The 25,011-nt window shown below is 71.5% G+C and carries 21 protein-coding genes; 10 read left to right on the top strand and 11 right to left on the bottom strand.

Going from position 1 to position 25,011, the window contains the following annotated elements:
- The first annotated feature begins 35 nt into the window (after positions 1–35).
- Together WMF11_RS48305 and rpsT are read left to right on the top strand one after the other, a co-directional pair.
- Positions 36–224, top strand: coding sequence for a hypothetical protein (locus WMF11_RS48305; RefSeq protein WP_437547547.1), 189 nt, complete (start codon positions 36–38; stop codon positions 222–224).
- Between the two features lie 13 nt (positions 225–237).
- The gene (gene rpsT / locus WMF11_RS48300) at positions 238–522 is read left to right on the top strand and encodes a 30S ribosomal protein S20 (protein WP_437547546.1); all 285 of its coding nucleotides are present in this window, start codon (positions 238–240) and stop codon (positions 520–522) included.
- A gap of 287 nt (positions 523–809) precedes the next feature.
- Here the strand turns inward: rpsT and polA are convergent, their stop codons facing one another.
- From polA to WMF11_RS48270, 6 genes are all read right to left on the bottom strand, one after another.
- On the bottom strand, positions 810–3,512 hold the full coding sequence (gene polA, locus WMF11_RS48295; RefSeq protein WP_437975582.1) for a DNA polymerase I: 2,703 nt from the start codon (positions 3,510–3,512) through the stop codon (positions 810–812).
- 33 nt (positions 3,513–3,545) lie between these two features.
- Positions 3,546–4,889, bottom strand: coding sequence for a carboxypeptidase regulatory-like domain-containing protein (locus tag WMF11_RS48290; protein ID WP_437975581.1), 1,344 nt, complete (start codon positions 4,887–4,889; stop codon positions 3,546–3,548).
- A 19-nt stretch (positions 4,890–4,908) separates the two neighbouring features.
- On the bottom strand, positions 4,909–5,115 hold the full coding sequence (locus WMF11_RS48285; protein ID WP_437713825.1) for a hypothetical protein: 207 nt from the start codon (positions 5,113–5,115) through the stop codon (positions 4,909–4,911).
- Between the two features lie 86 nt (positions 5,116–5,201).
- Positions 5,202–7,136, bottom strand: a complete 1,935-nt coding sequence (locus WMF11_RS48280; protein ID WP_437905773.1) for a S8 family serine peptidase — start codon at positions 7,134–7,136, stop codon at positions 5,202–5,204.
- A gap of 482 nt (positions 7,137–7,618) precedes the next feature.
- A complete protein-coding gene (locus tag WMF11_RS48275) occupies positions 7,619–9,157 on the bottom strand; it encodes an aminopeptidase P family protein (RefSeq protein WP_437975580.1) in 1,539 nt (512 codons plus the stop codon).
- Between the two features lie 97 nt (positions 9,158–9,254).
- A complete protein-coding gene (locus WMF11_RS48270; RefSeq protein ID WP_437905771.1) occupies positions 9,255–9,995 on the bottom strand; it encodes an SDR family oxidoreductase in 741 nt (246 codons plus the stop codon).
- Positions 9,996–10,124: 129 nt separating this feature from the next.
- Between WMF11_RS48270 and WMF11_RS48265 the strand changes: the two genes are divergently transcribed.
- The gene (locus WMF11_RS48265) at positions 10,125–10,973 is read left to right on the top strand and encodes a hypothetical protein (RefSeq protein ID WP_437975579.1); all 849 of its coding nucleotides are present in this window, start codon (positions 10,125–10,127) and stop codon (positions 10,971–10,973) included.
- Between the two features lie 35 nt (positions 10,974–11,008).
- On the opposite strand, the gene WMF11_RS48260 is transcribed toward WMF11_RS48265, so the two are convergent.
- The 3 genes from WMF11_RS48260 to WMF11_RS48250 all read right to left on the bottom strand — a co-directional run bounded on the left by WMF11_RS48260 (position 11,009) and on the right by WMF11_RS48250 (position 14,897).
- Positions 11,009–11,554, bottom strand: coding sequence for an HdeD family acid-resistance protein (locus WMF11_RS48260; protein WP_437975578.1), 546 nt, complete (start codon positions 11,552–11,554; stop codon positions 11,009–11,011).
- 252 nt (positions 11,555–11,806) lie between these two features.
- Complete coding sequence (locus tag WMF11_RS48255; RefSeq protein ID WP_437905768.1) at positions 11,807–13,153, bottom strand: DUF1552 domain-containing protein; 1,347 nt, start codon at positions 13,151–13,153, stop codon at positions 11,807–11,809.
- A gap of 43 nt (positions 13,154–13,196) precedes the next feature.
- A complete protein-coding gene (locus WMF11_RS48250; protein ID WP_437975577.1) occupies positions 13,197–14,897 on the bottom strand; it encodes a DUF1592 domain-containing protein in 1,701 nt (566 codons plus the stop codon).
- Positions 14,898–15,001: 104 nt separating this feature from the next.
- Here WMF11_RS48250 and WMF11_RS48245 point away from each other — a divergent pair, with 104 nt between their 5' ends.
- The 6 genes from WMF11_RS48245 to WMF11_RS48220 all read left to right on the top strand — a co-directional run bounded on the left by WMF11_RS48245 (position 15,002) and on the right by WMF11_RS48220 (position 21,360).
- Positions 15,002–15,223, top strand: a complete 222-nt coding sequence (locus tag WMF11_RS48245) for a hypothetical protein (protein WP_437975576.1) — start codon at positions 15,002–15,004, stop codon at positions 15,221–15,223.
- Positions 15,224–15,395: 172 nt separating this feature from the next.
- Positions 15,396–17,657, top strand: coding sequence for a bifunctional salicylyl-CoA 5-hydroxylase/oxidoreductase (locus WMF11_RS48240; RefSeq protein WP_437975575.1), 2,262 nt, complete (start codon positions 15,396–15,398; stop codon positions 17,655–17,657).
- A 163-nt stretch (positions 17,658–17,820) separates the two neighbouring features.
- On the top strand, positions 17,821–18,540 hold the full coding sequence (locus WMF11_RS48235) for a MerR family transcriptional regulator (protein ID WP_437975574.1): 720 nt from the start codon (positions 17,821–17,823) through the stop codon (positions 18,538–18,540).
- Between the two features lie 359 nt (positions 18,541–18,899).
- Positions 18,900–19,913, top strand: a complete 1,014-nt coding sequence (locus tag WMF11_RS48230) for a YihY/virulence factor BrkB family protein (protein ID WP_437975573.1) — start codon at positions 18,900–18,902, stop codon at positions 19,911–19,913.
- 64 nt (positions 19,914–19,977) lie between these two features.
- The gene (locus tag WMF11_RS48225; protein WP_437547532.1) at positions 19,978–20,316 is read left to right on the top strand and encodes a hypothetical protein; all 339 of its coding nucleotides are present in this window, start codon (positions 19,978–19,980) and stop codon (positions 20,314–20,316) included.
- A gap of 93 nt (positions 20,317–20,409) precedes the next feature.
- On the top strand, positions 20,410–21,360 hold the full coding sequence (locus tag WMF11_RS48220) for a diacylglycerol/lipid kinase family protein (protein WP_437975572.1): 951 nt from the start codon (positions 20,410–20,412) through the stop codon (positions 21,358–21,360).
- An 82-nt stretch (positions 21,361–21,442) separates the two neighbouring features.
- Here the strand turns inward: WMF11_RS48220 and WMF11_RS48215 are convergent, their stop codons facing one another.
- Both WMF11_RS48215 and WMF11_RS48210 read right to left on the bottom strand, forming a co-directional pair.
- A complete protein-coding gene (locus tag WMF11_RS48215) occupies positions 21,443–22,276 on the bottom strand; it encodes a hypothetical protein (protein ID WP_437975571.1) in 834 nt (277 codons plus the stop codon).
- Positions 22,273–23,442 carry an AAA family ATPase gene (locus WMF11_RS48210; protein ID WP_437975570.1) on the bottom strand — a complete coding sequence of 390 codons (1,170 nt, stop codon included), beginning with the start codon at positions 23,440–23,442 and terminating at the stop codon, positions 22,273–22,275. Before WMF11_RS48210 ends, WMF11_RS48215 begins: the two co-directional genes overlap by 4 nt.
- Before the next feature lie 210 nt (positions 23,443–23,652).
- Between WMF11_RS48210 and WMF11_RS48205 the strand changes: the two genes are divergently transcribed.
- Positions 23,653–24,948 (top strand): ketopantoate reductase family protein, encoded by a 1,296-nt coding sequence (locus tag WMF11_RS48205; RefSeq protein ID WP_437975569.1) that lies wholly within the window; start codon positions 23,653–23,655, stop codon positions 24,946–24,948.
- Positions 24,949–25,011: the final 63 nt, after the last annotated feature.

The following is a 25,011-nucleotide window of genomic DNA, read 5'->3' as shown; positions in this document are numbered from 1 at the left end:
ACACAGCCCCCCCCGTGGGTAGAATGCGCGCCCCCATGGTTTCCGCGACTCAGCAAACCCAGCGCATCCGCCGGCGCAAGGCGCGCACGGCGGGTACCCGCCGCAAGCGCTTCGAGCGCGCACACGGCACCCCCGCGTTCCCGATCCACCCGGCGGGTTACGACCAGAACGCGCCGGACGCCCAGCGCGCTGCCACGCCCGCCGAGGCGCAGGCGAAGAAGTAGGAGAGCTTTTCTCATGGCCAATCACGCATCTGCCGACAAGCGCAACCGCCAGCGCATCACGAGGACCGCGCGCAATCGCGCCATCAAGTCGGAGCTCCGCACGACCGTCAAGAAGGCGCGCACCGCGCTGAAGGGCGTCGCGCAAGAGTCCGCTGCGCCGGTGACCGCCGCGGTGAGCGCGCTCGATCGTGCCGCGTCGAAGGGGACGATCCCCGCCAAGCGCGCGTCGCGCGTGAAGAGCCGCCTCGCCCTCGCCCTTCACAAGGCGAGCGTCGCTGCCAAGACCGCCGCGAGCTGAGAACAACCTTCCGCACGTACGCCCCGCTCACCGCAAGGTGGAGCGGGCGTCGTCGTTTTGTCTCCCCGCAACACCGCCCCCCCCGTTGCCGTAGACCTTCGCTGCCGCCGTCACAGCCCCGGAGCTCGCGTCTCTTCTTCGCCCCTCTTTCAACCCATGACGCCGGCGGCGGGCACCCGCACAGGAGACGGGTCCAGCTCGGCGTTTTCGGCGCGGAAGCGTACTCCGGTACGCTGAGCACCGAAAACGCCGAGATGGGCCCGTATCCGAAGCGGGCGCCCGCCCCTTCAATGGGCGTCGGCCCAGGTGGGTCCGTGACCTACGTCGACGACGAGCGGGACGTCGAGCGGGAAGACCGACTCCATGGCCTCCCGCACCTTCGCCTTGGCCTCGTCCACGGCCTCGGCCGGCACCTCGAACGCGAGCTCGTCGTGGACCGTGAGCACCATGCGCGCGCCGGGGACGACGGGGCGCGGGACGCGCACCATCGCGAGCTTCAGGAGATCCGCCGCCGTCCCCTGGATGGGGGTGTTCTGCGCGATGCGCTCCGCCTGAGCGCGGCGCATACGGTCGCTGCTGCGCAGATCCGGGAGCAAGCGGCGCCGGCCGAGCAGCGTCCGCACCGACTCGGAGCGCTTCGCCTCGGCCATCGTCCCCTCCATGAACTCGTGCACGCCCCGGTAGCGCGCGAAGTAGGCGTCGATGAAGCGCGCCGCCTCCGCCCGCGAGATGTCGAGCCGCTTGGCGAGCGCCGACTCGCCCATGCCGTAGATCACGCCGAAGTTGATCGTCTTGCTCCGGCGGCGCATCTCGGCGGTGACCCCTGCCTGGTCCACGCCGAAGATCTCCATGGCCGTGCGCACGTGCACGTCCTGCCCGGTGCGGAAGGCGTCGACGAGCACCGGGTCCTTCGAGAGGTGCGCGAGGACGCGCAGCTCGATCTGGGAGTAGTCGGCGCTCACGATCACGCTCCCGGGCGGCGCCACGAACGCGCGCCGGATCATCCGGCCGAGCTCCGTGCGGATCGGGATGTTCTGCAGGTTCGGGTCCTGCGACGAGAGCCGCCCGGTCGCGGCCACGGCCTGGCCCCAGCGCGTGTGGATCCGGCCCGTGCCCGGGTGCACGAGGCGCGGCAGCGCGTCGACGTACGTGCCCTTGAGCTTGGCGATGGCGCGGTGCTCGAGGACCACCCCGGGGAACGGGTGCTCCTCCGAGAGCGCCTCGAGCACGTCGGCGTCGGTCGAGCGGCCGGTCTTCGTCTTGCGCTGGGAGCGCAGCTTGAGCTCGTCGAACAGGACCGCCTCGAGCTGCTTCGGCGACGCCAGGTTGATGTCGTGCCCCACGAGCTCGCGCGCCTTCTCCTCCAGCGCGGCGAGCTCCGTCGTCATCTGCGCGCCGAGCTGCGCGAGCGCCTTCGGATCGACGAGGACACCCGTGAGCTCCATCTCGGCGAGCACGGCGGAGAGGGGCAGCTCGATCTGCACGAGCAGATCCTCGAGCTTCTCGGCGCGGAGCCGCGGGCGCAGCCGGTCGGTGAGCGAGAGCGCGACGTCGGCGAACGCGGCCCCGTAGCTCGACGCCTCGCCGAGCTCGATCTCGTCGAGGGCGCGCTGCGCCTGCCCGCGGCGCTTCGGGGCCACCTCGTCGAGGGTCTGCATCTTGGCGCCGAGCTCGCGCTCGGCGAGCTCGTGGAGCTGGTTCTTCCCCTCGGGATCGAGCAGGTAGCTCGCCAGCATCGTGTCGAAGGAGACGCCCACGAGCCCGATGCGGTGCCGCAGGAGGATCACCTCGCAGAACTTGACGTCGTGGCCGACCTTCGGGAGCTCGGGGTCGGCGAGCAGCGGGCCCATCACCGCGTCGATGTCGCTCATCGAGAGCTGGGCCGGCGCGCCGAGGTAGCGGTGGCCCAGCGGGACGTACACGGCTTGCCCCGGCTCGCAGGCGAGCGCGACGCCGCAGACGTGGGCGCTCATCGGCTCGCGGCTCGTCGCGAGCACGTCGAGGGCGAGGCGGCCGGCCGCGCGCGCCGATCTGGCGAAGGCCTCGAGCTCCTCGCGCGTTGTCAGGACCCGGTAGGTCGCCGTGCGCGCGGTCGGCTCGGGCGCGCGGACCGCCTTCAGGAAGCGCGAGAAGCCGAGCTCGGTGAAGAGCTCGCGGAGCCTGCCGGTGTCCGCGCCGCCGTAGCGCAGCGTCTCGAGGTCGAGCGACACAGGGGCGCCGCCGTCGAGCGTCACGAGCTTCTGCGAGAGGCGCGCGTCGGCCTCGTTCTGCTGGAGCGACTCCCGGATGCGAGGCTTCTTGACCTCGCCGATGCGCTCGTAGATCGCCGAGAGCGAGCCGAACTGCGCGAGCAGCTCGGCGGCCGTCTTGAGGCCCACGCCGGGGACGCCGGGGACGTTGTCCGAGGTGTCGCCGACGAGCGCGAGCAGGTCGCGCACCTGCTCCGGCGGCACCCCGAACTTCGCGACGACCTCGGGGTGCCCGTAGACCTTGTCGCGCATCGCGTCCCAGAGCATCACCTGCTCGCCGTCGACGAGCTGCATCAGATCCTTGTCGCTCGACGCGATGACGACGCGCAGCCCCCGCTCCTTGGCCCGCGCGACGGCGACGGCGACGAGATCGTCCGCCTCGAGCCCCTCCTGGATGAAGATCGGGATGCGGTACGCCTCGACGATCTCCCGGCACCGGTTCATCTGCACCCCGAGGTCGGGCGGCGGCGGCGGCCGGTGCGCCTTGTAGCGGGGGTCGAGCTCGTCGCGGAACGTCTTGCCCGGCGAGTCCATCGCGACGCCCAGGTACGCGGGCTTCCGCTCCTCCACGAGCTTCGTGAGCATCGCGACGGTGCCGTACGTCGCGTGGGTCGGCTCGCCGCTCGGGCTCGAGAGCGGGCTGATCGCGTGGTAGGCGCGGAAGACGTAGCCCGACAGGTCGATGAGGTAGAGGACGTCCGGAGCTCCGGCCGGGGGAAGCGCGGTAGGGCGCGTGGACATGGACCGACCCTTAGCACCTCGGCGCGCGGCCGTTCACCGAACCACGACGTCGCGCCGTATCGTCACGTCGAGGGTGCGCCCTTCCCGCTCCACGCCGACGGAGACGACCGTCCCCGCCGGGCCGCGGAGGAGCTGGATGCAGTCGGCGAGCGGGAGCTCCGTCGTGGGCCGGCCGTCGATGCGGGCGATGACGTCGCCCGCCAGGAGCCCGGCGGACGCCGCAGGCCCTCCCTCGACGACACCTGCGATGATCACGCGCCCCGAGGAGAGCGAGAGCATCGCGCCGATGCCCGTGAGCTCCTCGCGCGCGCCGCCGTCGTCCAGCTGGCGGAGCTCGACGTCGACGCGCGTCGACTGCGCGCCGCGCGCGTCGAGGCCGGACACGATCTTGGCCATGTACTGCTGGTGGCGCACGCGCACCGAGAACGGGCCGCTGGCCGGCACCCCTTCGAGCTCGTAGTCGCCGTTCGCGTCGGTGAGCGCGAGCGAGATCGCGTTCGCGCCCGACGAGGTCGCGGAGTCGAGCTCGACCTGGGCCTCGACGACCGGCGCGCGCGACGCGGCGTCGACGACCCTGCCCCTCAGCGTCGCGCCCTGCGCCAGCACGATGCGCACGCGTTCGGCGGCGCGGCCCGCCGCGACGTCGACGGGCCGGCTCCGGGCAGGCGGGCGTCCGGCCGAGCTCGCCGTCAGCACGTAGCGGCCGGGGGCGAGCGCGTCCCACCGGAAGGCGCCGCCCGGATCCGACACCTTGCGCGCGCGGCCGTTCACGCCCGCGTGCGCGCCGGACGAGGCCGGCGTGAACGACTCGATCGCCAGGAGGTACGCCTCGACGGGCCTGCCCGATGGATCCACGACCTCGCCCACGATCGCGCCCGCGGCGAGCAGGCGAAGGACGTTGTCGCGGCCCGCGGCGACGCGCGTGGGCTCGGCGTCGCCGTACGGCTGCAGCGCGGCGGTGGCGGTACAACCGTCGGCCTCGGGCGGCAGCTCGAAGCGCCCCTCGGCGTCGGCGCTCGCAGAGTTGCCGGGCGGTTCGCGGCAGCTGACCACGGCGCCGGCGCTGGGGTGGCCCTCCGGATCCAGCACGACGCCGCGGACCGGCCCCACGCTCGCGGCCGTGACCTCGCGTGGCGGCGGTGGGGGCGCTGGCGGCGCGGACGGTGCCGGCGGCGCCTCGACCTCGCGCGGCGCCGTGAGCTCCGGCTGCGGTGGAGGGATCAGCGCGGCGGCCGGCTCGCGCCGGACCGGCATCACGGGGCTGGGGCGCGGCAGGAGCAGCCAGACGAGGAGCGGCACGACCAGCAGCGCGACGGAGAGCAGCGCAGCGGAGAGCCAGGCCCTCCGCTGCTCGCCTGCCGTCCGGATGTCCGCCATGCCATCCTCCGCCGCCGGTTCACCGGCCGGCGTCGGCCTCGTCCGCCGAGCCTTCGCCCGCGCCTTGAGGGGCCGCGCTCGAGTTGGCCGGCCCGTCCGGCGACGCCTCGTCCGTGGGACCGAGCGCGGGGCCCCGCGGCTCGGCGGGCCACGGCGTCTCGCTGGAGGAGCCGCCGCACGCCCCGAGGAGCAGCATGAAAGGTAGGAGCAAGGTGCCGGACCGCATCGCCGGCATCCTAGCTCGTTTTTGCAGGGTGGTCATGACGGCCGGGCGCACCGCCTGGCCGTGGAGCGAGCGCGGCAGGCGCCGGCTCAGCGTGTGGACAGGTTCGTCCGGGCGATCCAGAGGCAGGCCGCGGCGTTGACCGCGCACCACACGACGAGGGCCATCCGGCCGAAGGGACCGGCGGCCTCGCCGAGCAGGACGACCGACGTGAGGTAGGCCGCCGTGCCGACGGCGAAGCCCGCGATCGCCGGCCGGAGCCGCTTCACGCCGAAGAAGAGCGCCGTGAGGCCGAGCGGGACGAGCGCGTTGGCGAGCGGCAGCCAGCGGTGGACCGACGCGCCGATCAGCAGGTCGAGGTCGGCGATCGGCCGGGCCAGCACGTCGACGGCGAGCTCCACGCGCGGCAGGAGCCACGGCGCGAAGAAGAACAGCCCCGGCCCCGCCGCGAGCGCCGGGAGGAGGAAGCTCGCCCGCCACGGGCTCGTGGCGGTCGCGTCCTTCTTGCGGGCGCGGCGCGCGACCCAGGTCGCGAGCACCAGCAGCGCGAGCAGCCGCACGACGATGTGGCTCTGCGTCACGCGCACGACCGAGCTCGCGGCGTCGAGGATGCCGGCCCCGTAGAGGAGCTTGCCGCCGTCGGAGTCGTCGACGACGCGCGCGCCTGCGCGGAGCGCGTCCTCGACCGCGCGCGGGTCGGTCACGCCGAGGCTCACGAGCAGCGCCGCCGCGCCGGCCACGTGGGGCGCGGCCATCGAGGTGCCGCTGTACGCGTAGAAATTCTGGCACTTGTCGCGCCCGCGGTTGCAGATGGTCTGCTGGGTGACGTTCACCCCGGGCGCGGCGACGTCGACGCCCTGGCCGCGCGAGGAGAACCGCGCGATCTTGTCGTTCACGTCGGTGGCGCTCACGCCGATGACGCCATCGGAGGCGCCGGGGAACTGCACGCGCCCGCCGGTGTTGCCGGCCGCCGCGACGACGACCGCGCCGCGCGCGACCGCATCGTCGATCGCGCTCTGGAGCACCTTGGAGTTGCGGGGGCCGCCGAGGCTCAGGTTGATGACCTGGGCGCCGTGCTCGGCCGCCCACCGGATGCCGTCGGCCACGTCGGCGGTCGTGCCCCAGCCGCTCTCGTTCAGCACCTTGACCGGCATGAGCCGCGCGTGGAACGCGAGCCCCACGGCGCCGAGGCCGTTGTTGGTCGATTGCGCGATCGTCCCGGCGACGTGCGTGCCGTGCCCCTGGTCGTCGTTGGCGTGGTTCGTCTTGGTGACGAAGTTCCATCCCTCCACGCACTCGGTCGAGGCCAGGTCGGTCCCCTTGGTGAAGGGCCCGTGGTCCTCGCACGCGATGCCCGTATCGACAACGGCGACGGTGACGCCGCGGCCGGAGGCGAAGTCCCACGCGCGCTCGGCGCCCACGCGCGCCATGTGCCACTGGTCCTTCATCAGCGGGTCGTTCGCGACGAACGAGGCGCGCACCCAGGCGAGCGGCTCCGCCGCCTCCACGCGCGGATCGCGCGCGAGCCGCTCCAGCGTCGCGCTGACCGGCCCGTCCACCGTGGCGATCTGGATCCTGGTCTGTGGCGTGAGCGCCGTCGGCAGCACGCGCAGCGAGAAGTCGCGCACGAGGTCCGCGAGCGAGGCGTCGTCGAGGTCGTCGCGCGCGTCGACGACGATCTGCCCTGGGATGTCGTAGCTGGTCTCGTCGAGCTCGGAGGCCATGCCGTGCAGCGGCTCCCCCGCGGTCGCGACCGGTTCGCTCAGGAGGTCCGGGCCGCGCAGCGACGGACCGACGTCGACGGGCAGCGCAGGGTTGACGTATCCAGGGAGGCGGGGCTCGAGCATCCCCGGCGAGCGCGCCGCGAGGGCGGCCCCGGCGCCTTGGCTGTCCGTCCCGTCGTCGGCCCTGACCGCGCCCGACACGGCGACCAGCGCGGTCGCAGCGAGCAGCGACGTCGCGAGCGCGCGTCCGGTTCGGAGATTTGCGGTCCCTGGCCAACGCAGAAGGCGAGACGTGTGCATGCGGGTCTCCTCCTCGCCAGGGTAGCGCCGCCGCCCGCGAGCAGCCATCGCTCCAGCATCCTCGCGCCGCGCTCATTGCGTCCGTGCGCCAGCCCCCCCTCGCCCCCCTCGCCGTGTCCCGATGGCATCCACCGCCAACCGCAACCACGGACTTCCTGGAACCCCCAGACACCGCCCCTCAAGCCCGAGCTCGGCTGCCCAAGCTCCCGGCCACCGCTCCCCACGGCAGAGCCGCCGGTGGAGGGTGGGGCCGCGCGGGAGGGCGGCGGGGGTGGGCCCCACAAACCCGAGCGCCGGCCCGCATCGAAGCGAGTCGCCCCCGACCCCACCCCACCCCCCCTGTGTGGCAGTAGCCCCCCAAAAGGCGCGAGTTTGTGGGGGGACCCCCGCCGCCCTCCCGCGCGGCCCCACCCTCCACCGGCGGCCCCCGCGTCTGGTCGCGCCCGCCTCCTCGTGGACCGTTCCCCCGCCCGCCGTTCAGTTCACTTCGGCGTGGCCCAGAGTCCCGCCATCCACGCTTCCACGTCGCTCACGGACCTAGGGATATCGCTCGACAGGTTCCGATACCCCGTCTCCGTGACGAGGATATCGTCCTCGATGCGCACCCCGATCCCGCGGTACCTGGCCGGGACGGTCTCGTCATCGAGCTGGAAATAGAGCCCCGGCTCGACCGTGAGCACCATGCCCGCCTTGAGCTTGCCGAACTTGTAGACCTGCTGCCGCGCCTGCGCGCAGTCGTGCACGTCGAGGCCCAGCATGTGGCTCACGTTGTGGAGCGAATACCGCCGGTAGAGCTGCCTGTCTTCCTTGAGCGCCTCCTCGGCGGAGACGTGGAGGATGCCGAGCCGCTCGAGCCCCCGGGCGAGCACCCGCATCGCCGCCCGGTTCGGCTCCATGAAGTCGTTGCCCGGCTTCACCTCGCGGATCGCCGCCTCCTGCGCCTCGAGCACGAGCTCGTAGATCTCGCGCTGCTCTTTGGAGAACTTCCCGTTGATCGGCAGCGTCCGGGTGATGTCGGCCGTGTAGAGCGCGTTGCCCTCGACGCCGGCGTCGACCAAGAGGAGCTTGCCCGGCTCCAGCGCGCCGTCGTTCCTCGTCCAGTGCAGGATGCACGCGTGGTGGCCCGACGCGGCGATGGTCCCGTAGCCGACGTCGTTGCCCTCGACCCGGGCGCGCAGGTTGAAGGTGCCCTCCACCTCTCGCTCGCTCCGAGCGCGGGGGAGCGCGCGGATGACGTCCTCGAAGCCCCGCTTCGTCGACGCGACGACCGCCTCGAGCTCCTGCACCTCGAGGGCGTCCTTGAGGAGCCGCATCTCCGAGAGCGCCTCGCCGAGCTGCTTGTCGCGATCGTGCCGGGCGAGGAGCTTGTCGACGCGCTCGGACATGCCGCGGAGCACGCGGTGGGGGCGCGTCACCGTACCGACGAGGCCGCTCAGGTACGCGTCCAGCTCGGGGAGCCCGCGGCACTCGTCGACGCCGAAGTGCGCGCGGCTCTGCTCGACGCCGAGGCGGGGGCCGACCCAGAGCTCGCCCTTGGCGCGATCGGTGAAGAACGTCTTGTCGCTGCGCCCGGGGTTCGGCTCGACGAAAAGGATGTCCCGGTGCCCGCCCCCCTCCTGCGGCTGCAGCACGAGCACGCAGTCAGGCTCGAGGTTGCCCGTCAGGTAGAAGAAGTCCGAGCCCGGGCGAAAGCGGTAGTGCGTGTCGTTGGCGCGCACCTTCTCGTGCCCGGTGGGGATGATGAGCGTCTCCGCCGGGAAGAGCTTCGACAGGGCGCGGCGGCGGGCAGCGAACACGTCCGCGTGCGCGATCGCCTGCGGGAGCTCGCCGGACGCCGGCGTCCAGCGCTCCAGCATGAACGCGACAAGCGCCTCCGGCAGCGTCGAGTCGTGGCTCGCCGGCTTGGCCTCCGCGCCGGGAGCCGCAGCCGCGGGCGCCTCGGCCGGGGCGCCGCCGGCGGGCGCGCTGTGGGCAGGATCTGCCTGGAGGGGGGCGGCGCTGGTCTCGGGCGTGTGGCTCATGAGGCTCGAACTATGGGTCGATCAGGTGAGGTCGTTCAAGCCAAAGCGCGCGCCCGTTCACGCTGGGGCGGATCGACCCGAGCGAGAAGGCGGCGCGTCACGCGACCGAGACGCCGCCGTCGACCGCGAGGATCTGGCCGGTGATGAAGTCGTTTTCAGCAAGGAACACCACGGCGCGGGCGACGTCTTCCGCCTCCCCGATGCGCTGGAGCGGGATGCGCTCGCGGAGGCGAGCGAGCGTGGCCTCGTCGTAGGAGGACGGCGGCAGCACCGTCCCGGGTGAGACGCCGTTCACGCGCACCTCCGGCGCCAGCCCCACGGCGAGGCCGCGGACCAGGTGCGCGAGCGCGGCCTTCGACACGGAATACGGGATGTAATTTTTCCAGGGGCGCTCGGCGCTCACGCACACCATCGCGACGACGCTGCCGCGGCAGGCGCGGAGCGCTGGGGCGAGCTCGAGCGTGAGCAGGTACGGCGCGGTCGCGTTGAGCGCCATGGCGTGATCCCACGCGTCGGCGGAGAGCTCGGCCGGCGGGACCCGATCGAAGTTCGCCGCGTTGTGGACCAGGAGGTCGAGCCGGCCAGACGACCAGTCGAGCACCGCGCGGGCGAGCGCGGCAAGCGCCCCCCGGTCGTGGAGGTCCGCCTGGAACGCGGCGGCGCGGCGGCCGAGGGAGCGCGCCTCGTCGACGACGACCTCCGCGCCGGCGGCGCTCGTGGCGTAGTGGACGGCCAGGTCGGCGCCTGCGGCCACGAGCGCGCGGGCCGTCGCGGCGCCGAGGCGGGTACCGGCGCCGGTCACGAGGGCGATACGGCCGGTCAGGGGAGCATGGGGCATGGGGAGCTGTGTAGTCGATGCGGGGCCCCGCGCGTCGAGTTGGTGGACATCGCGACGTCGCGACGTCGCGACGTCGCGCGCCGCCGTTTTTTTCGCCCGCGCCGCGCGCCATGGCACGCTGGACCGGCTTTGCCGACGCCTCCGACACGCCGAGCAGCCGCACAGGAACGCTCCCTGGAGCCGCCGCGCCGCCTGCGCGCCCTCGCCGCGGCGCTGCTTTGCGCGGCTGGATGCAGGGAGCGGATCGAGTCCATCGATCTGCCCAGCTTCGGCCTGCCTGGCCTCGATCCGCCTGGCACGAGCGCCCCCGCGGCGCCGGCGACCGCCGCGCCGCGGGCCCCGAGCGCGCCGCGCGCCGCAGGGACAGCGAGCGCCGCGCCGCGCGCCGCCGCGCCGGCGACCCGACCCGAGTGCGACGAGCTGCCGTCGGAGGAAGAGGAGCGGCGCGCGCAGCTGCCGCCCCTGACGGCGCTCGGGAAGGCCGTGCCCACGGAGCCGTGGGCCCCGCCGCCGTACGAGGTGCTCCCGGGCGTGACGCTCCCGGCGAAGATCGCCGCGAAGGTCGAGCAGATCGACCAGGGCTACGCGCGACGCACGCGCGAGCACCTCGTGATCACGAGCGGGACACGCGACGCGAACCGCCAGGCCAGGGCGATGTTCACGAAGCTCAGGCTCGGCGAGGACCTGCTCCAGCTCTACCGCAACAAGGCGGCCGTCCAGGAGATCAAGAAGGCTTATCAGGCGAACTCCCGCAAGCCGCCGGAGCAGGTGGTCGCCGCCATGGAAGCCGTGATCCAGGACCAGATCGACCGGGGGATCTACGTCTCCGCGCACCTGCGCAAAGGCGCCGTCGACGTGCGCAACAGGACCATGTCGCCCAAGGAAAAGCGCGCGTTCCTCGAGAGCACCGCGGAGGTCGGGGGCGTCCTGGTGCTCGAGGAGACGACGCCCGCGCACTACCACCTGCAGATCGATTGACGGGCGCGCTCCGCTCCATGGCGCCCCGCCGGGCGTCAGGGCATGCGCAGCGGCGCGACCAGGCTCGGCACGCGGCGCAGGCGCATCGAGAGCCCGATGAGCATCGCCCCCTCGGCGATCGCGAACGCTCCGATGAACCAGACGAGCGCCAGCACGCCGGCCGCCGGGAGCGCCACCATGAGGACGCCGAAGATCAAGAAGGCGGCGCCGCTCAGCCCGAGCCAGATCTCGTCGGCGATCACGTGCCGGAGCTTCACCGCGCTGACGATCTTGAAGATGCCCATCACGACGGCCCACGCGGCGACCACGCCGTAGAGCGTGAGCGCGGTGATCATGGGCCGCCAGAACGTCAGCACCGCGATCCCGACGCCGAAGATGCCCTCGACCACGGAATACACGCCGCCGCGGCCGCTGATCGCGGACGCGAACGCGGCGCAGCCGTCGAACAACGCCCACACGCCGAACAGCAGCACGAGCGTGGCGAGCGATGGGATCGGCCACACGAAGAACAAGATCCCGAACAGGATCCCGACCACGCCCCTCAGGGCCAGCAGCCACCAATACCGTCCCAGCGATTCCATGCCTCACCCCCTTCTCTGGCATCCACGTCGCTCACATCCGGCGGACGCGCGCGGCCTGAGCGCACGGCGCGTCCGCCGCTCGCGCGCGGAGAGCTGTGCCGCTCATGCCCGCACGGCGTCACACTGCCCGGGCTGGATGCACGTCCCCTGCCCGACCGCGGCGAGCGAGCTGCTCAGCAGCCGCGAGCAGGCGGGCCCATCGAAGGTCGAGCGCTGGTAGGTGTCACGCGCAGGCCGCGCGGCGCGCGAGGCTCACAGGCCGGCGATCGGCCCGCTCGCCGGGTCGCCGTACTCCGACAGCTCGACGCCGAAGTAGTTGATGATGGAGCAATGGAGCGCGCCGGTCGGGGGCTTGCTGGCCTTGATGGCGCGGCCTGTCTGGAACCCCCCGACGTGGCCGGCGAGCATGATGGGCATGTTGGTCCGACCGTGGGAGTCCCCGTCGCCGTTCTCTGATGTGTAGAGCACGAGCGACTCGTCGAGCAGGTTGCCTGTCGCCGTCTGGGCGGCCTTCATCGCGTTGAGCAGGTAGGCGAAGCGGCGCACCTTGAACCGCGAGGTCTGGACGACGCGGGCGTTCGCGATGCGCATCGCCTCCGCCTGCGGCAGCCCGTCGAGATCGGTCGCGCGGTCCCGATCGCCGAGCTTGTGCGAGATGAAGTGGTCGCTCCAGTCCCCCACGCCGTCGGGCAGATCGTACCCGGCGAAGTCGAGGCCCCAGCTGTTCGAGTACTGCAGGACGAGCACCCGCGTCAGGTCGCAGGTGAGGGCGAGGAGCCCGAGATCGATCATCTGCTTGAACTTGCCGTGCAGGTTCTGCCCCTTCGTGGGCGCGCCGGGGACGGTGCAGCCCGACGGCGTCGTCGACTGGATCTGCTTCTCCAGCTCGAACACCGACTCGAGGTGCTGCTCCACGCGCGCCCGATCCGCCGCGCCGAGGCGCAGGTTCAGGCGCCTCGCGTCCTCTCGCACCCAGTCGAGGACGCTGGCGCGGCGCCGCCGGATGTCGTCCATCTCCTCGCTGGGGTTGCCCAGGTTGCTGAAGAGCGTGTCGAACACCTTCGCCGGATCGCGGAAGGCATCCTCGACCTGACCGCCGTCCCTGAACGAGATGAAGCCCTGCGTGACCGCCGTGTCGCCCGTGGGAGACAGGTTGAGGCTGCGGAACGGGGTCTCGGCCGCGATGTGGTTGGCGAGGTACTGGTCGAGCGTGGCCTTGCGCGGGACGGCCGTCCCGCCGCCGTCGGTGTGGGCGCAAAGGGCCATGGCCGGGCTGTGGATGTCGGAGCAGATCGCCTGGTGGTCGACGCCGGACACCAGGGTGACGTCGCGCCAGATCGCGTCCCCCGCCGGCCACTCGCGCTCGGCGTCGAAGCCGTTCATGTCCACGAGGCACGGCGGCAGCCCCTCCGCCGAGAGCGGCCCCTCCGTCTTCGGGTGCCACGCCCCGGGATCCGTGCCGTTCGGGACGAAGAACGCCACGAAACGCTTCGGATCCGCCGGCGCAGCGCTGGCGCGCTGGGGCCGCATCACGTCGAGGAACGGCAGGGCGACCGCGACACCCGCCCCGCGGAGCAGAGCTCTTCTCGAGATCTTCACTGGCGACACTCCTCTTCCGTCGGTCGAACCGTCTGCGAGCACGTCACTCTGGCGCCCTCCTCAGCCGGAACTCGGGCGAGCGCACGATGGCGGTCAGGAAGGAGCGGAACCGGTTGCCGTCCTGCGTGAAGCTCCCCGCGGAGGCGTCGATCGCGCAGCGGTCCTCGGCCGCCGGCTCGCGCCCCTGGGTGTAGATGAACAGCTTCTCCGCGACGCAGGCGGCCAGATCGGGGCTCCGCCGCAGCTCCGCCGCCAGGGCAGCGAGCGAGTCGAACGACTCGTTGGCCGCGCCTTCCAGGCGCGGCTCCAGCCCGAACTCGTCGATACCGATGCTCCCATCGTACTTCCCCAGCTTGTCGTACTGGGCGAAGCCGACGCCGATGGGATCGATGAGCGCATGGCAGCCAGCGCACCCTTCCTGGGTGTTGCGCTTCTCGAGGACCTCGAGATAGGTCAGGCCCGAGAGCTCGCTCTCCAGCTGCTCGAGGAGCCCCGCGGGGATCGAGATCTTCTCGCAGAGGAAGGCCGCCCGGAGCCACTGGCCGCGCACGGCGATGAGATCGCCGTCGTTCTTGGCGCTGATGAGGCTCGCGTGCGTGAGCAGCCCCGTGTTCGCCCGGTGGTGGCCGGCCGGGAACTCCACGCGGCTCACGCCGTCCCCCGGCACCTCGAGGCCGTAGAACTTGCCGAGCGCCGGGGTGACATACGTGTGGTTCGCCGTGAGCGCGTCGAAGAAGTCGATGTCTGGAGTGAACGCGTGCTCGCCGAGGACGAGCTCGCTCTCGGCGATCATGTCCTCGAGCAGGGCGGGCGTGAACGAGGCGTCCGGGTTGACCGGCGCGCGGAGCTGCTCGAAGGTCAGCCACTGCTTGAAGAAGGCGTTGAAGAAGACCTGCGTCCGCTCGTCTTCGACCATCTCCTCCGCGACCGCGCGGAGGCCCTCGTCGCTGTCGAGCTCGCCGGACTCCGCCCGCTCGAGCAGCGCTGCGCTCGGGGACCGGCCCCACAGCGTGAACGACAGCCGCGACGCGAGCTCCAGCGGCGTCAAGGTCGACGTCTCCGAGCCGGCCGAGCCGACCTCGATCCTGAACAGGAAGCTGGGCGAGGTCAGCAGCGCCTCGATGACGAAGCGGAACGCGTCCTCCCTGTCCCGCGCGACCTCGCTCGCCCGCGCGACCAGATCGCTCGCCTCCTCGGCCGAGAGCGGCCTTCGATACGCCAGCTTGCCGAAGCGCTGCACGAAGCGATCGAGGCAATCGTCGGCCTCCGGCTCGCAGCCGAGCACCGCTGTCCGGCGCGCCTCGTCCGCCATGAGCTCCTGCCCGAGCGTCTCCGCGATCGCCAGGTAGGCGCGCAGGTGCTGATCCGACACGTTCTGGAGGGCGGCGATCGTCCGGAAGCCGCCCTGGCCGGTGTCCTCCGGGATGCTGTCCACGGCGGGCGGCTCGTCGAGCTGGAACAGGTCCTGAAGCGTCAGCTGGACCTCGACCCTGGACAGACGGCGCAGCACGCCGGGGCTCGTTCGGGCCTCTCTGCAGTCGTACGCGGCCGGCTTCCCGGTGGTCGGATCGATGGGCCTGTCGTCGTTGGAGCTGCCCGAGCTGCCCGGGCTCCCATCGCCGAGCTGCCCGGTGCAGGCAGCCGCCGTCAGGCCGGCGAGCCCCATCGCGAACATGCCCGCCGCGATGGAACGGCGGAGGAACGGTACCGATCGCTCGGTGTCGGGCGGCGCTGTCTTGATCATGGAGTGACCAGCCGTTCGGGTGGAATTCACCTGGCCCATGCCGAGGCGTGCCCCGGCGATAAGCCGCATCGTGGCTAAGGAGAATATTTGAAGCAGAGCGGTACGTGCGCCCGTCACCTCGGGGCTCGGTCTATATTCCCGGCGATCGCTCTTCTGATCAACGCTTACCCTACTTCCTCCCGCCGACCAACCCCTTCGTCGATCGCCGGGAGGCGCTCCTGCGGAGGGATTCAGGACGGCAGAAGCATCCCCTCGAATTTTCCAAATCGGGTGTGGTGATCGTCTTTGACGACCGCATCGCCGGCTGCCTGCGCGAACCGGAGTGACGATGCGGACTGCCGCGCTCGATCGGGCGATGATGCGAACCAGCTCTTGCGCGTCCTGGAAATCCCGTTCTTCGATCCTGTCCACCCTTGATCTCCACCGGAGCGGCGCTGTACCTCGGCGTTCTCGTGTAGGCTCCGGCGCGGGCAGACGCGGGAGCAGAGGAGCAGGGCGTTGAGGATCACATGCGTGGGCGGCGGGCCGGCAGGCCTCTATTTCGCCCTCCTGGCGAAGCAGGCAGACCCCCGGCGCGAGGTCGTCGTGGTGGAGCGGAATCGGCCCGATGACACCTTCGGCTTCGGGGTCGTGTTCTCGGACGCGACGCTCGACGGCCTCGCCGACGCGGATCGCCCGAGCTACGACGCGATCCGGAGCAGCCTCGCCCACTGGGACGAGCTCCACGCGCACTTCGGCGGGCGCGTCCTCGTGTCGAGGGGGCACGGCTTCAGCGGCCTCTCGCGCCGGAAGCTGCTCGCGATCCTGGGGGACCGGGCGCGGGAGCTCGGCGTCGTCCTGCGCTTCGAGGAGGAGGTGACGGACCCGGCGGAGGCCGCCGCCGAGAGCGATCTGGTCGTCGCGGCCGACGGGGTGAACAGCCAGATCCGCGAGCGGTTCGCCGACCGGTTCGGGCCGCGCATCGACGTCCGCCCGAACCGGTTCGTGTGGCTCGGCACGACGTTCCCGTTCGACGCCTTCACCTTCTACTTCGAGGAGAACCGCCACGGCCTCTTCCGGGTCCACGCGTACCGCTACGAGCCGGAGCGCTCGACCTTCATCGTCGAGTGCCGGGAAGAGACCTTCCGGCGCGCGGGCCTCGATCGCGCCGGCGAGGACGAGACGATCGCGTACTTCGAGGAGCTCTTCGCCGAAAAGCTCCAGGGACACCGGCTGCTGAAGAACCGGAGCGTCTGGCGGAGCTTCCCCACGGTGCACAACGAGCGCTGGAGCGCGGGCAACGTGGTGCTGCTCGGCGACGCCGCGCACACGGCGCACTTCTCGATCGGCTCGGGGACGAAGCTCGCGCTCGAGGACGCCATCGCGCTCGTCGACAGCCTCCAGCGGCACCGGGGCGTGCCCGAGGCGCTCGCCGCCTACGAGGCGGAGCGCAAGCCCAAGGTGCTCGCGCTCCAGCGGGCCGCGCAGGTGAGCCTGCTGTGGTTCGAGAACACCGAGCGCTACATGGCGCTCGACCCGGTGGAGTTCATGTTCAGCCTGCTGACGCGGAGCCTGCGGGTGACGCACGAGGGCCTGAAGGCGCGCGACCCGGCGTTCGTGCGCGAGATCGACGCGCACGTGGCGCGCAAGGCGGAAGCGCAGGCGGGGGCGCGCCTCCTCGCCGGGGATGCGACGCCGCCGCCGCCGATGTTCACGCCGTTCCGGCTCCGATCGCTCGTGCTGGAGAACCGGGTCGTCGTGTCGCCCATGTGCCAGTACTCGGCCGAGGACGGGCAGATCGACGACTGGCACCTCGTCCACCTCGGCAGCCGGGCGCTCGGAGGCGCAGGGCTCGTCATCACGGAGATGACCGACGTCAGCCCGGAAGCGCGCATCACGCCGGGCTGCGCGGGGCTCTATCGCCCCGGCCACGTCGAGGGGTGGCGCCGCGTCGTCGATTTCGTCCACGCGCGCTCCCGGGCCAAGATCGGCGTCCAGCTGGCCCACGCCGGGCGCAAGGGCGCGACGAAGCTGCTCTGGGAGGGCATGGATGTGCCGCTCGAGCGCGGCGCCTGGCCGCTGCTCAGCGCCTCCGCCATCCCGTACCTGGCGGAGAGCCAGGTCCCGAAGGCGATGGACCGCGGGGACATGGACCAGGTGACCTCGGACTTCGTGCAGGCCGCGAGGCGGGCGGACGAGGCCGGGTTCGACCTGATCGAGCTGCACTGCGCGCACGGCTACCTGCTCGCGAGCTTCATCTCGCCGCTCACGAACAGGCGCGACGACGCGTACGGCGGTCCTATCGAGAGCCGGATGCGCTACCCGCTGGAGGTGTTCGACGCGGTGCGGGCCGCGTGGCCGGCGGAGAAGCCCATGAGCGTGCGCATCTCCGCCACCGACTGGGCGCCTTCCGGGCTCACGACGGACGATCTGATCACGCTCTCGACGATGCTGCGAGAGCACGGCGCCGACATCATCCACGTCTCGGCAGGACAGACGGACCCGTCCAGCAAACCGGAGCACGGCAGGCTGTTCCAGACGCCGCTCTCGGAGCTCGTGCGGCTGGAAGCCAGCGTGCCGACGATCACGGTGGGCAACATCCAGAGCTACGCGGACGTGAACAGCATCGTCGCGGCCGGGAGAGCCGACCTGTGCGCGCTCGCGCGGGCGCACCTCTACGACCCGTACTGGACCCGGCACGCCGCCGCGGAGCAGGGCTTCGACATCGACTGGCCACCTCAGTACAGGTCGGTCGAGAGATACACGCTCCGCATGCGGTGACCCTGCGCGGGGCGAGGGAGAGGCCTGTCCCGCCCGAGCCGCTCCGCGCAGCGCCCCGGTCGAGCGAAAAAAGTGAAGGCGGGCCCTTGATCCTCACGCTACGTGAGGACCTAGCCTCCGGGGCATGGACGTGCTCACCCGCCCTGGAAACAGGGGTAACGCCATGCGTTCAGCACCGTTGAAAGTCGGCGATCTCGCCCGGCAGACCGGCCTCTCCGTCCGCACGCTCCACTATTACGAGGAGATCGGCCTGCTCGTCCCGTCGCATCGCACCGCGTCGGGGCACCGGATGTACTCGGCGGGCGACGTCGCCCGGCTCCAGCAGATCAAGTCGTTGCGCGAGCTCGGCTTCAGCCTGGAGCAGATCGCCGCGTGCCTGGACCAGCCGGGGTTCTCTCCGCTCCAGACCATCGAGCTCCACCTGTCGCGGCTGCGCGAGCAGATCGCGCTGGAGCAGCGGCTCTGCGCGCGGCTCGAGGGCCTGGCCCACGTCCTGCGGTCGGGAGAGGACGTCTCTGTGGAGCAGCTCCTTCAAACCATCGAGGTGATGACCATGAGCGAGAAATATTACACCCCAGAGCAGCTCGAGGAGCTCAAGCAGCGCGCAGAGGCGATGGGCCCCGAGAAGATGCGTGAGGCCGAGTCGGCGTGGAAGCAGATCTACGACGACATGCGGGCGCAGATGCAGAAGGGCTCCGACCCGAAGAGCGCGCCGGTGCAGCAGATCGTGAAGCGCATGCGGGAGCTCATCGACGCGTTCACGGGGAAGAACCCCGGCATCGAGAGGGCGCTCAACACGATGTACCGGGAGGAGCCCTCGGTGAGAACGCAACACGGGAATGATCCCGAGCTGCACGAGTTCATCGGCAAGGCGATGAGCTAGCTCGCGGCGCAGGCAGGCCGCCGGCGGAGCGCCCGGCCGCGCGGGGCGGAGCGCCCGCGCTGGCGGCGGGGCGCCCGCGCTGGCGGCCGGAGGCCACGGCGCGAGCGCCCGGCCAGGTGGCCTCGGGCGCTCGCGCCGTGGCCGTTCTGCCGTGTGGGGCAATTCGCGCCACGCGCGAGGATCGAGCCGCCTCTGCGCTCGGCCGGGGCCCAGCGCGCGAAAATCGCCGACCTGTCCGGGGAGCTGCAGCCGCGGGCCTGGCACCCGCGTTGCTTTTCATGACAGCGTACAGCGCCTCCGGCGCGAGCCGCCCCAGGAAGAACCCAGCAGCGCTCCATGCGCCCCACGGAAGGTCCATCATGCACCTGCCCGGAAGAGAGATCCCCTGGAAGGATTTCCTGAACGACATCAAGCAGGAATGTATCAAGGACAAGATCGACACCGTCGCTGCTTCGCTCGCGTTCTTCGGTGTCCTCGCGATCTTCCCGTTCCTGCTCTTCGCGGTCGCCCTCGCCGGCCTGGTCATCGATCCTGCCGAGTCCGCGCAGCTGATGGGCGAATTGTACCGGGTGGCCCCGCCCGCCGTGGCCACCATCCTGGGCGAGCGCCTTCAGGCGCTCACTGGAGGCCAGAGCCCGGCGCTCCTGACCGTCGGCGCCCTCGGCGCGGTCTGGGCCGCCTCGGGAGGCGTCACCGCGCTGATGGACTCGCTCAACTCCGCCTACGGCGTCGAGGACAGCCGGTCGTACCTCAAGCGCCGCGGCATCGCCCTGCTGGTCACGATCGGCGGCGCCGTCCTGCTGACGGTCGCCTCGGCGATCGCGGTCGCCACGCCGGCGCTCGCCGCGCACCTCGGCCCCTTCGCGACGCTTGTCCTCTGGCTGCGCATGCCGGTGTCGGCGCTCATCGTGATGGCGGTCCTGGCAACCCTCTATTACTTGCTCCCCGACGTAGAGCAGAAGTTCAAGTTCATCACCCCGGGGTCGGTCGTGGCGGTCGTGATCTGGGTCATCGCGTCGCTCGGCTTCTCCTTTTACGTCAGCCGCTTCGGCAGCTACGAGGTGAGCTACGGCGCTCTGGGCGGCGTCATCATCCTCCTCCTCTGGATGTGGATCTCCTCGCTGGCGGTGCTCCTCGGGGCCGAGATCAACGCCATCATCGAGCACCGCTCGCCCGAGGGGAAGCGCGCGGGCGCCAAGGACGCCAGCGATACGGGGGCCGATCTGCCCAAGACTGCAAAGGAGGAGGCCCAGGGCGCCGCGCTCCCGGCCGGCGCCGCGCGCGCCCCGCGCGACGAGAGCTCGGGCAATGACGCCGCGCTCCCCCACCCCGTCGGCTCGCGCCGGTCGGAGCTCCATCGAGGGAGGGCGTAAGCGACGCGCCTTCACCGCCGAGCCCCGCGGAGCGGGGCTGTCTCTGCCAACGGAGCCACCCTTCATGCCAACTCGACACCTCCTCTCCTCGCCATCGCTGCTCGTGCTGCTCGGCTCGCTCGCCATGGGTTGCCGCGGCGCCCCGAGCGGCGCGCCCGTGGCAGCTCCGCCGGCCGACAGCGCGAAGGGCGCGGAGACGGGGAGCGTGCGGGGCCCGGAGGGCGAGCCGACCGGCGCCGGCGGCGCGCCGGGCGCGAGCAGCCCGCCAGGCTGCGGGACCGACAGCCCGATGCTCAAGTACGTCGGGCAGAGCCATGACGAGTGCGCCCGGATCCGCTTCGTGTGCGAGCCCGGCTGGAGCTACTTCAGCGACGACTGCGGCTGCGGCTGCACGAAGCAGTGACCGCCGCCGAGCGCGCCGGGGCGTCGGCCCGCAGGGCTCTCGACAAAAACACCTCGCCCTGGGCGGCCTGCGGCATCTAGCATCGGTGCCCGCATGCGCCCCCTCCTCATCGTGAACCCCCGGTCCAGCGGCGGAAAGACGGGCAGGCTCTTCGACGAGATGCTGACGCCCATCCGCCGCATCCTCGGCGACGTCGACATCGTGCGCACGGAGCGCCCGCGCCACGCCGTCGATCTCGCGCGCGAAGCCGCGCTCGGCGGGCGCGAGACCGTCGTGGCGGTCGGCGGGGACGGCAGCATCAGCGAGGTGGTGAACGGCCTTATGCAGGCGAGGGACCGGGGCGCCACCGGCACGCGGCTCGGGATCATCGGCGCGGGCACCGGCAGCGATCTCTGCAAGACGCTGAAGCTCACCCGCCGGCTCGACAGCTTTTGCACCGCGATCGCGAGCGGCCACACGCGCCAGCTCGACGTGGGCCGCCTCTCGTACGAGACGCGCGACGGCCAGCGGGCCGACGCGTTCTTCGTCAACGTCCTCTCCGCGGGCATGAGCGGCGTCGTGGTCTCGCTGGTCAACGAGTCGTCGCGGGTGCTCGGCAACACGCTCGCCTACTCGCTCGCCTCGCTCCGGGGCCTCGTCCGCAGCCGCGTCGGCCGGGTGCGCTGCGTGACGACGCTGCGCGGGGAGCGCCGCGAAGAGGAGATCTCGACGCGCATGGTGGGGATCTGCAACGGCCGCTTCTTCGGCGCGGGCATGCAGCTCGCGCCGATGGCGAAGCTCGACGACGGCGTGTTCGACGTCATCGACCTGGGCGCCGCGCCCCACCTCCGCTTCGCGGCCGTGTCGACCGGCATGTACACGGGCTCGCACATCCGCCACCCGGACGTGCGCCACTTCCAGTGCGATAGCATCGAGCTCACGCTCCTGAACCGCGACGTCGAGCAGTCGTTCTTCCTCGACGTGGACGGCGAGCCGCTCGGGAAGCTGCCGATCACGGTCACGCTGGAGCCGAAGGCGATCGAGGTGCTGGCGCCGGTCGATTGAGGGGGACCCCAAGTTACGCGGATCGGGCGGGGCCGTAGGCTGCGCCAGCGGCGGTCGAGGGGGCATGGAGCCCGCTATGTCCTCAGGAAAGGCCCGCCTTTTTCCGCAGCACCTGCCGGAGCTCGACGAACACAGACTGACTACTGCCAGCCTCCCGCATCTTGCGGGCGATCGCCTTGGCCAGGTTCAGGTCTCGCTCGGATGAGTTCGGCTGCGGGGGTCGCGCCGGCGTGCGATCGAGCGCGGAGACATTCGACCGGAGGAAGCGGAAGAGCTCCTTGCCCGAGAACGAACGGATCCACTCGTCACCATCGAGGTGCTTCTGGAGCTCGTCGCAAGCGGCATCAATCCACGGAGAGCGCACGCTGCCCTGGCGCCAGTTCTGCCAGGCAACGCCGTGCTCGGACCAGTAGGCGCTCTTGTCGAGGTATCGCTTCACCTCATCGAGGCTCTGCAGCCCCGTGGGATTCGGCGGACGCTCGGGGAAGCCCTTGCCCAGATCTCGTTGCATGTCCCAGAGCACGCGACAGCAGATCATCCAGAACCGCATCTTCTGCGCGTGGTCGTGTGCGAGCTTCCGGATGCGGGCCGCCGGCTCGCTGCCGGACAGCGATGCCAGGACATCGAAGTCGAGCAGCAGATTCTCGATCTCGTGAGCTGGCAGCCGGAGCACACGGCAGCCCGGCGATGTCCACCTGGCCGCGTTGTCGTCGTCGAAGTCGCGATCCACCACGCCATAGACGTGCAGCCCGGGCGGGCTCGCGTTAACCATGTGCGTCACGCCCGCCTTGCCATCGCCAACGAGCACGTTGATCTGCGGATCGCCCCACACATCGGTGAGCACCGCGTGGGTGACGCGGTCCTCGACCCAGACCGTGAGCGGACCCCGATACAGTTCGCGCAGCGTGGTCTTCATGAGGCCGGGGTCGCCGCGAGCAGCTCTCCTTCCCCGCCATCGTCCAGATGGGCCCGCGGATCCTCGTCCTCGACGAGGATGAAGCGCTCGTAGCTCAAGGCCGAGTCCAGGATGGCCTCCGAGTGCGTCGCGACAAGGATCTGCGTCGTCGGGGAGAGCTCCCTCAACGCGGGTATGAGCAGGCTCTGCCACTGGACGTGCAGGTGCTGCTCGGGCTCGTCGATCAGCAGAACGTCGGTCGGCGCGTCCCGGAAGACAAGCGGACCAGCGAACGCGAGCAAGGATACCTGGCCGGAGCTCAGACGATCCAGCGGCACCATGCGCGGGATATCGGGGCGGGCCGGGGCGAGCCGGCGCGCCATCTCGAGACTGGTCACGTCCTCGGGGACGGGGAGGTCGTCCCGGAGGACCACCTCGTCGCCGGAGCCGGGATCATTGCTCACCGGGATCACGTCGAGCGTCTGCCCGGCGCCGTTGAAGCGCTCCCACAGGCGCTGCAGGCGGGCGAAGGGGCCGTCGTCCTGGGCAGCTCGCGCTCCCCCGTTGGCGGGCGCCTCCGTGACAGGCTTCCCGCGCCGCGCCTGGGCGCGAAGATCGCGATAGTAGGCGCTGATCAGGCGCCTCTTCAGCTCGCGCAGCCGGTGCGCCTCGACGTCGGAGCGCGCGCCGCCCGGATTGACCACTTCGCCGAGCGCCTCGGGCTCACGCCGGGCGGAGAAGTACTCCACGTTCGCGTCGAACCGAGCATCCCTGCTCCAGCCGTAACCCGGGAGGGTCTCCTGAGGCTCGAGGCCGTGAGCTCTGAGGAAATTTCCCGATCGTGCAGGAGTATCGTGCGCGACGCGCAGCTCGGTGTGGAAGTCCACGAGCTCGTCGCGCTCCTGGAAACGAAACTCCCCCCGGAGCTCCAGGGCCTCGGCTCCGAAGCGGATCTGCTCCCGGAGGGGCGCCGCATCGCCCGGCAGCTTGTCCGGCCTGTGCAGCAGCAGGAGGATCGCCTCCAGCAGCGCCGTCTTGCCAGAGCCGTTGGCCCCCGCGAGCACGACGAGATCGATCGCCGCCCCCTGTGCGTCGCGCAGATCGAGGCTGATCTCGTCGATGCCGCGGAAGTTGCGGACGTCCAGCCTCGTGAGCCGCAAGCCGGGCGCTGATCGCTCGGTCGACATGGCGTGTTTGTACGCCGCTCGGCGGGACATCACCAGCGCGAGCGCCGGCAGAGGCGGCACAATTCGACGCGTCCCGTCATCGCGCTCCTCCGGAGCCCCCCGACGGTCGCTCCCGCCGCTTCCGCGGCAGCGCTTCCGACCAGCCTCTCCCTCTGCGGCTACCCCTCGAGCCCGTCGAGCCCGCGCCGCAGCGGTGGTAATGGATCTTTCATGAGCTTCATCGATTCACCTGCCGAGCTTGCCCCGGGTGCCTCCGTGGCCCCCGCGTCTTCCGCCCCCCGGCTGCTCGTCGTCGGCTGCGGCGGGATCGGCGGCATCGTCGCCGCGTACCTGTTCGAGCAGGGCCACGACGTCACCGCCTTCACGACGAACCCGCTCATCGCGGACGCCATCAACGCCGTCGGTTTCCGGGTGCGCGGCGATGCGAGCCCCGGCACGGTCGGGGGCCGCGCGGTGCGGGAGCTCGGCCCGGACACCCGACCCTTCGACTACATCCTCCTGGCGACGCAGCCGCCGCAGGTCGAGGAGGCCGCGCGGAACGCGGTCGCGCACCTCGCCCCGACGGGCGCCATGATCTGCCTCCAGAATGGCCTCTGCGAGGAGCGCATCGCGCGCATCGCCGGCCCGGAGCGCACCTTCGGGGGGATCGTCGCGTGGGGCGCCTCGATGGTGGAGCCCGGCGTGTACGACCGCACCTCGAGCGGCGGCTTCGTCCTCGGGCGGCTCGACGGGGCGAGCGACCCGCGCCTCGACGAGCTCGCGCGCATCCTCGAGGCGATCGGACCGACGACCGTGACGGACAACCTCGCCGGCGCGCGCTGGTCGAAGCTCGCCATCAACTGCGCCATCTCGTCGCTCGGCACCGTCGGCGGCGATCGCCTCGGCGTGCTGCTCAGGCACCGCTTCGTCCGCCGCCTCGCGCTGGAGATCATGACCGAGACCGTGCAGGTCTCGCGCACGATCGGCGTGCGCCTCGAGAAGGTCGCAGGGACGCTCGACCTCGACTGGATCGCGCTCACGGACGCCGAGCGCACCGCCGTGGGCTCGCCGGGGCTCTTCGCGAAGCACGCGCTGCTCCTCGCGGTGGGCGCTCGCTTCCGCCGCATGCGCTCCTCGATGCTCGCCGCCATCGAGCGAGGCCGCCCGCCGGCCGTCGACTTCCTGAACGGCGAGGTCGTCGAGCGCGGCGCGGCGCTCGGCATCGCGACGCCGATCAACGCCGCGATCCGCGAGGAGGTGCTCGCGATCGCGGCGGGCAAGCGCAAGCCGAGCCTCACGCTGCTGCGCGCGTTCTTCGACCGGACGCGCGAGCTCGTGGGAGCGCCGTCGTCCATGCGGCCACCGCCGCCGGCGACGCCGGCCGAGCCGCCCGCGGCCCCGCCGGTTGAGCCGGCCGCGGCCGCGCCGCATGAGCCGCCCGCGACCGTAACGAACGCACAGGCGGACGCGTCGAGCGAGCCGTCCATGCCAGCAGCGAACGTCCAGAGCGATCTCAGGGACGCGTAGACAGGCGCCAAACAGCTCGGCGACAGAAGACCGACAAGCGGACGAGCAGCCGAAGGACACCGA

The organism is Sorangium sp. So ce295, assembly GCF_051527405.1.
Classification (GTDB): Bacteria; Myxococcota_A; Polyangia; order Polyangiales; family Polyangiaceae; genus Sorangium; species Sorangium cellulosum_B.
The sequence above is the reverse complement of the archived record's forward strand: the minus strand, read 5'-3'. Positions and strand labels throughout refer to the sequence as shown.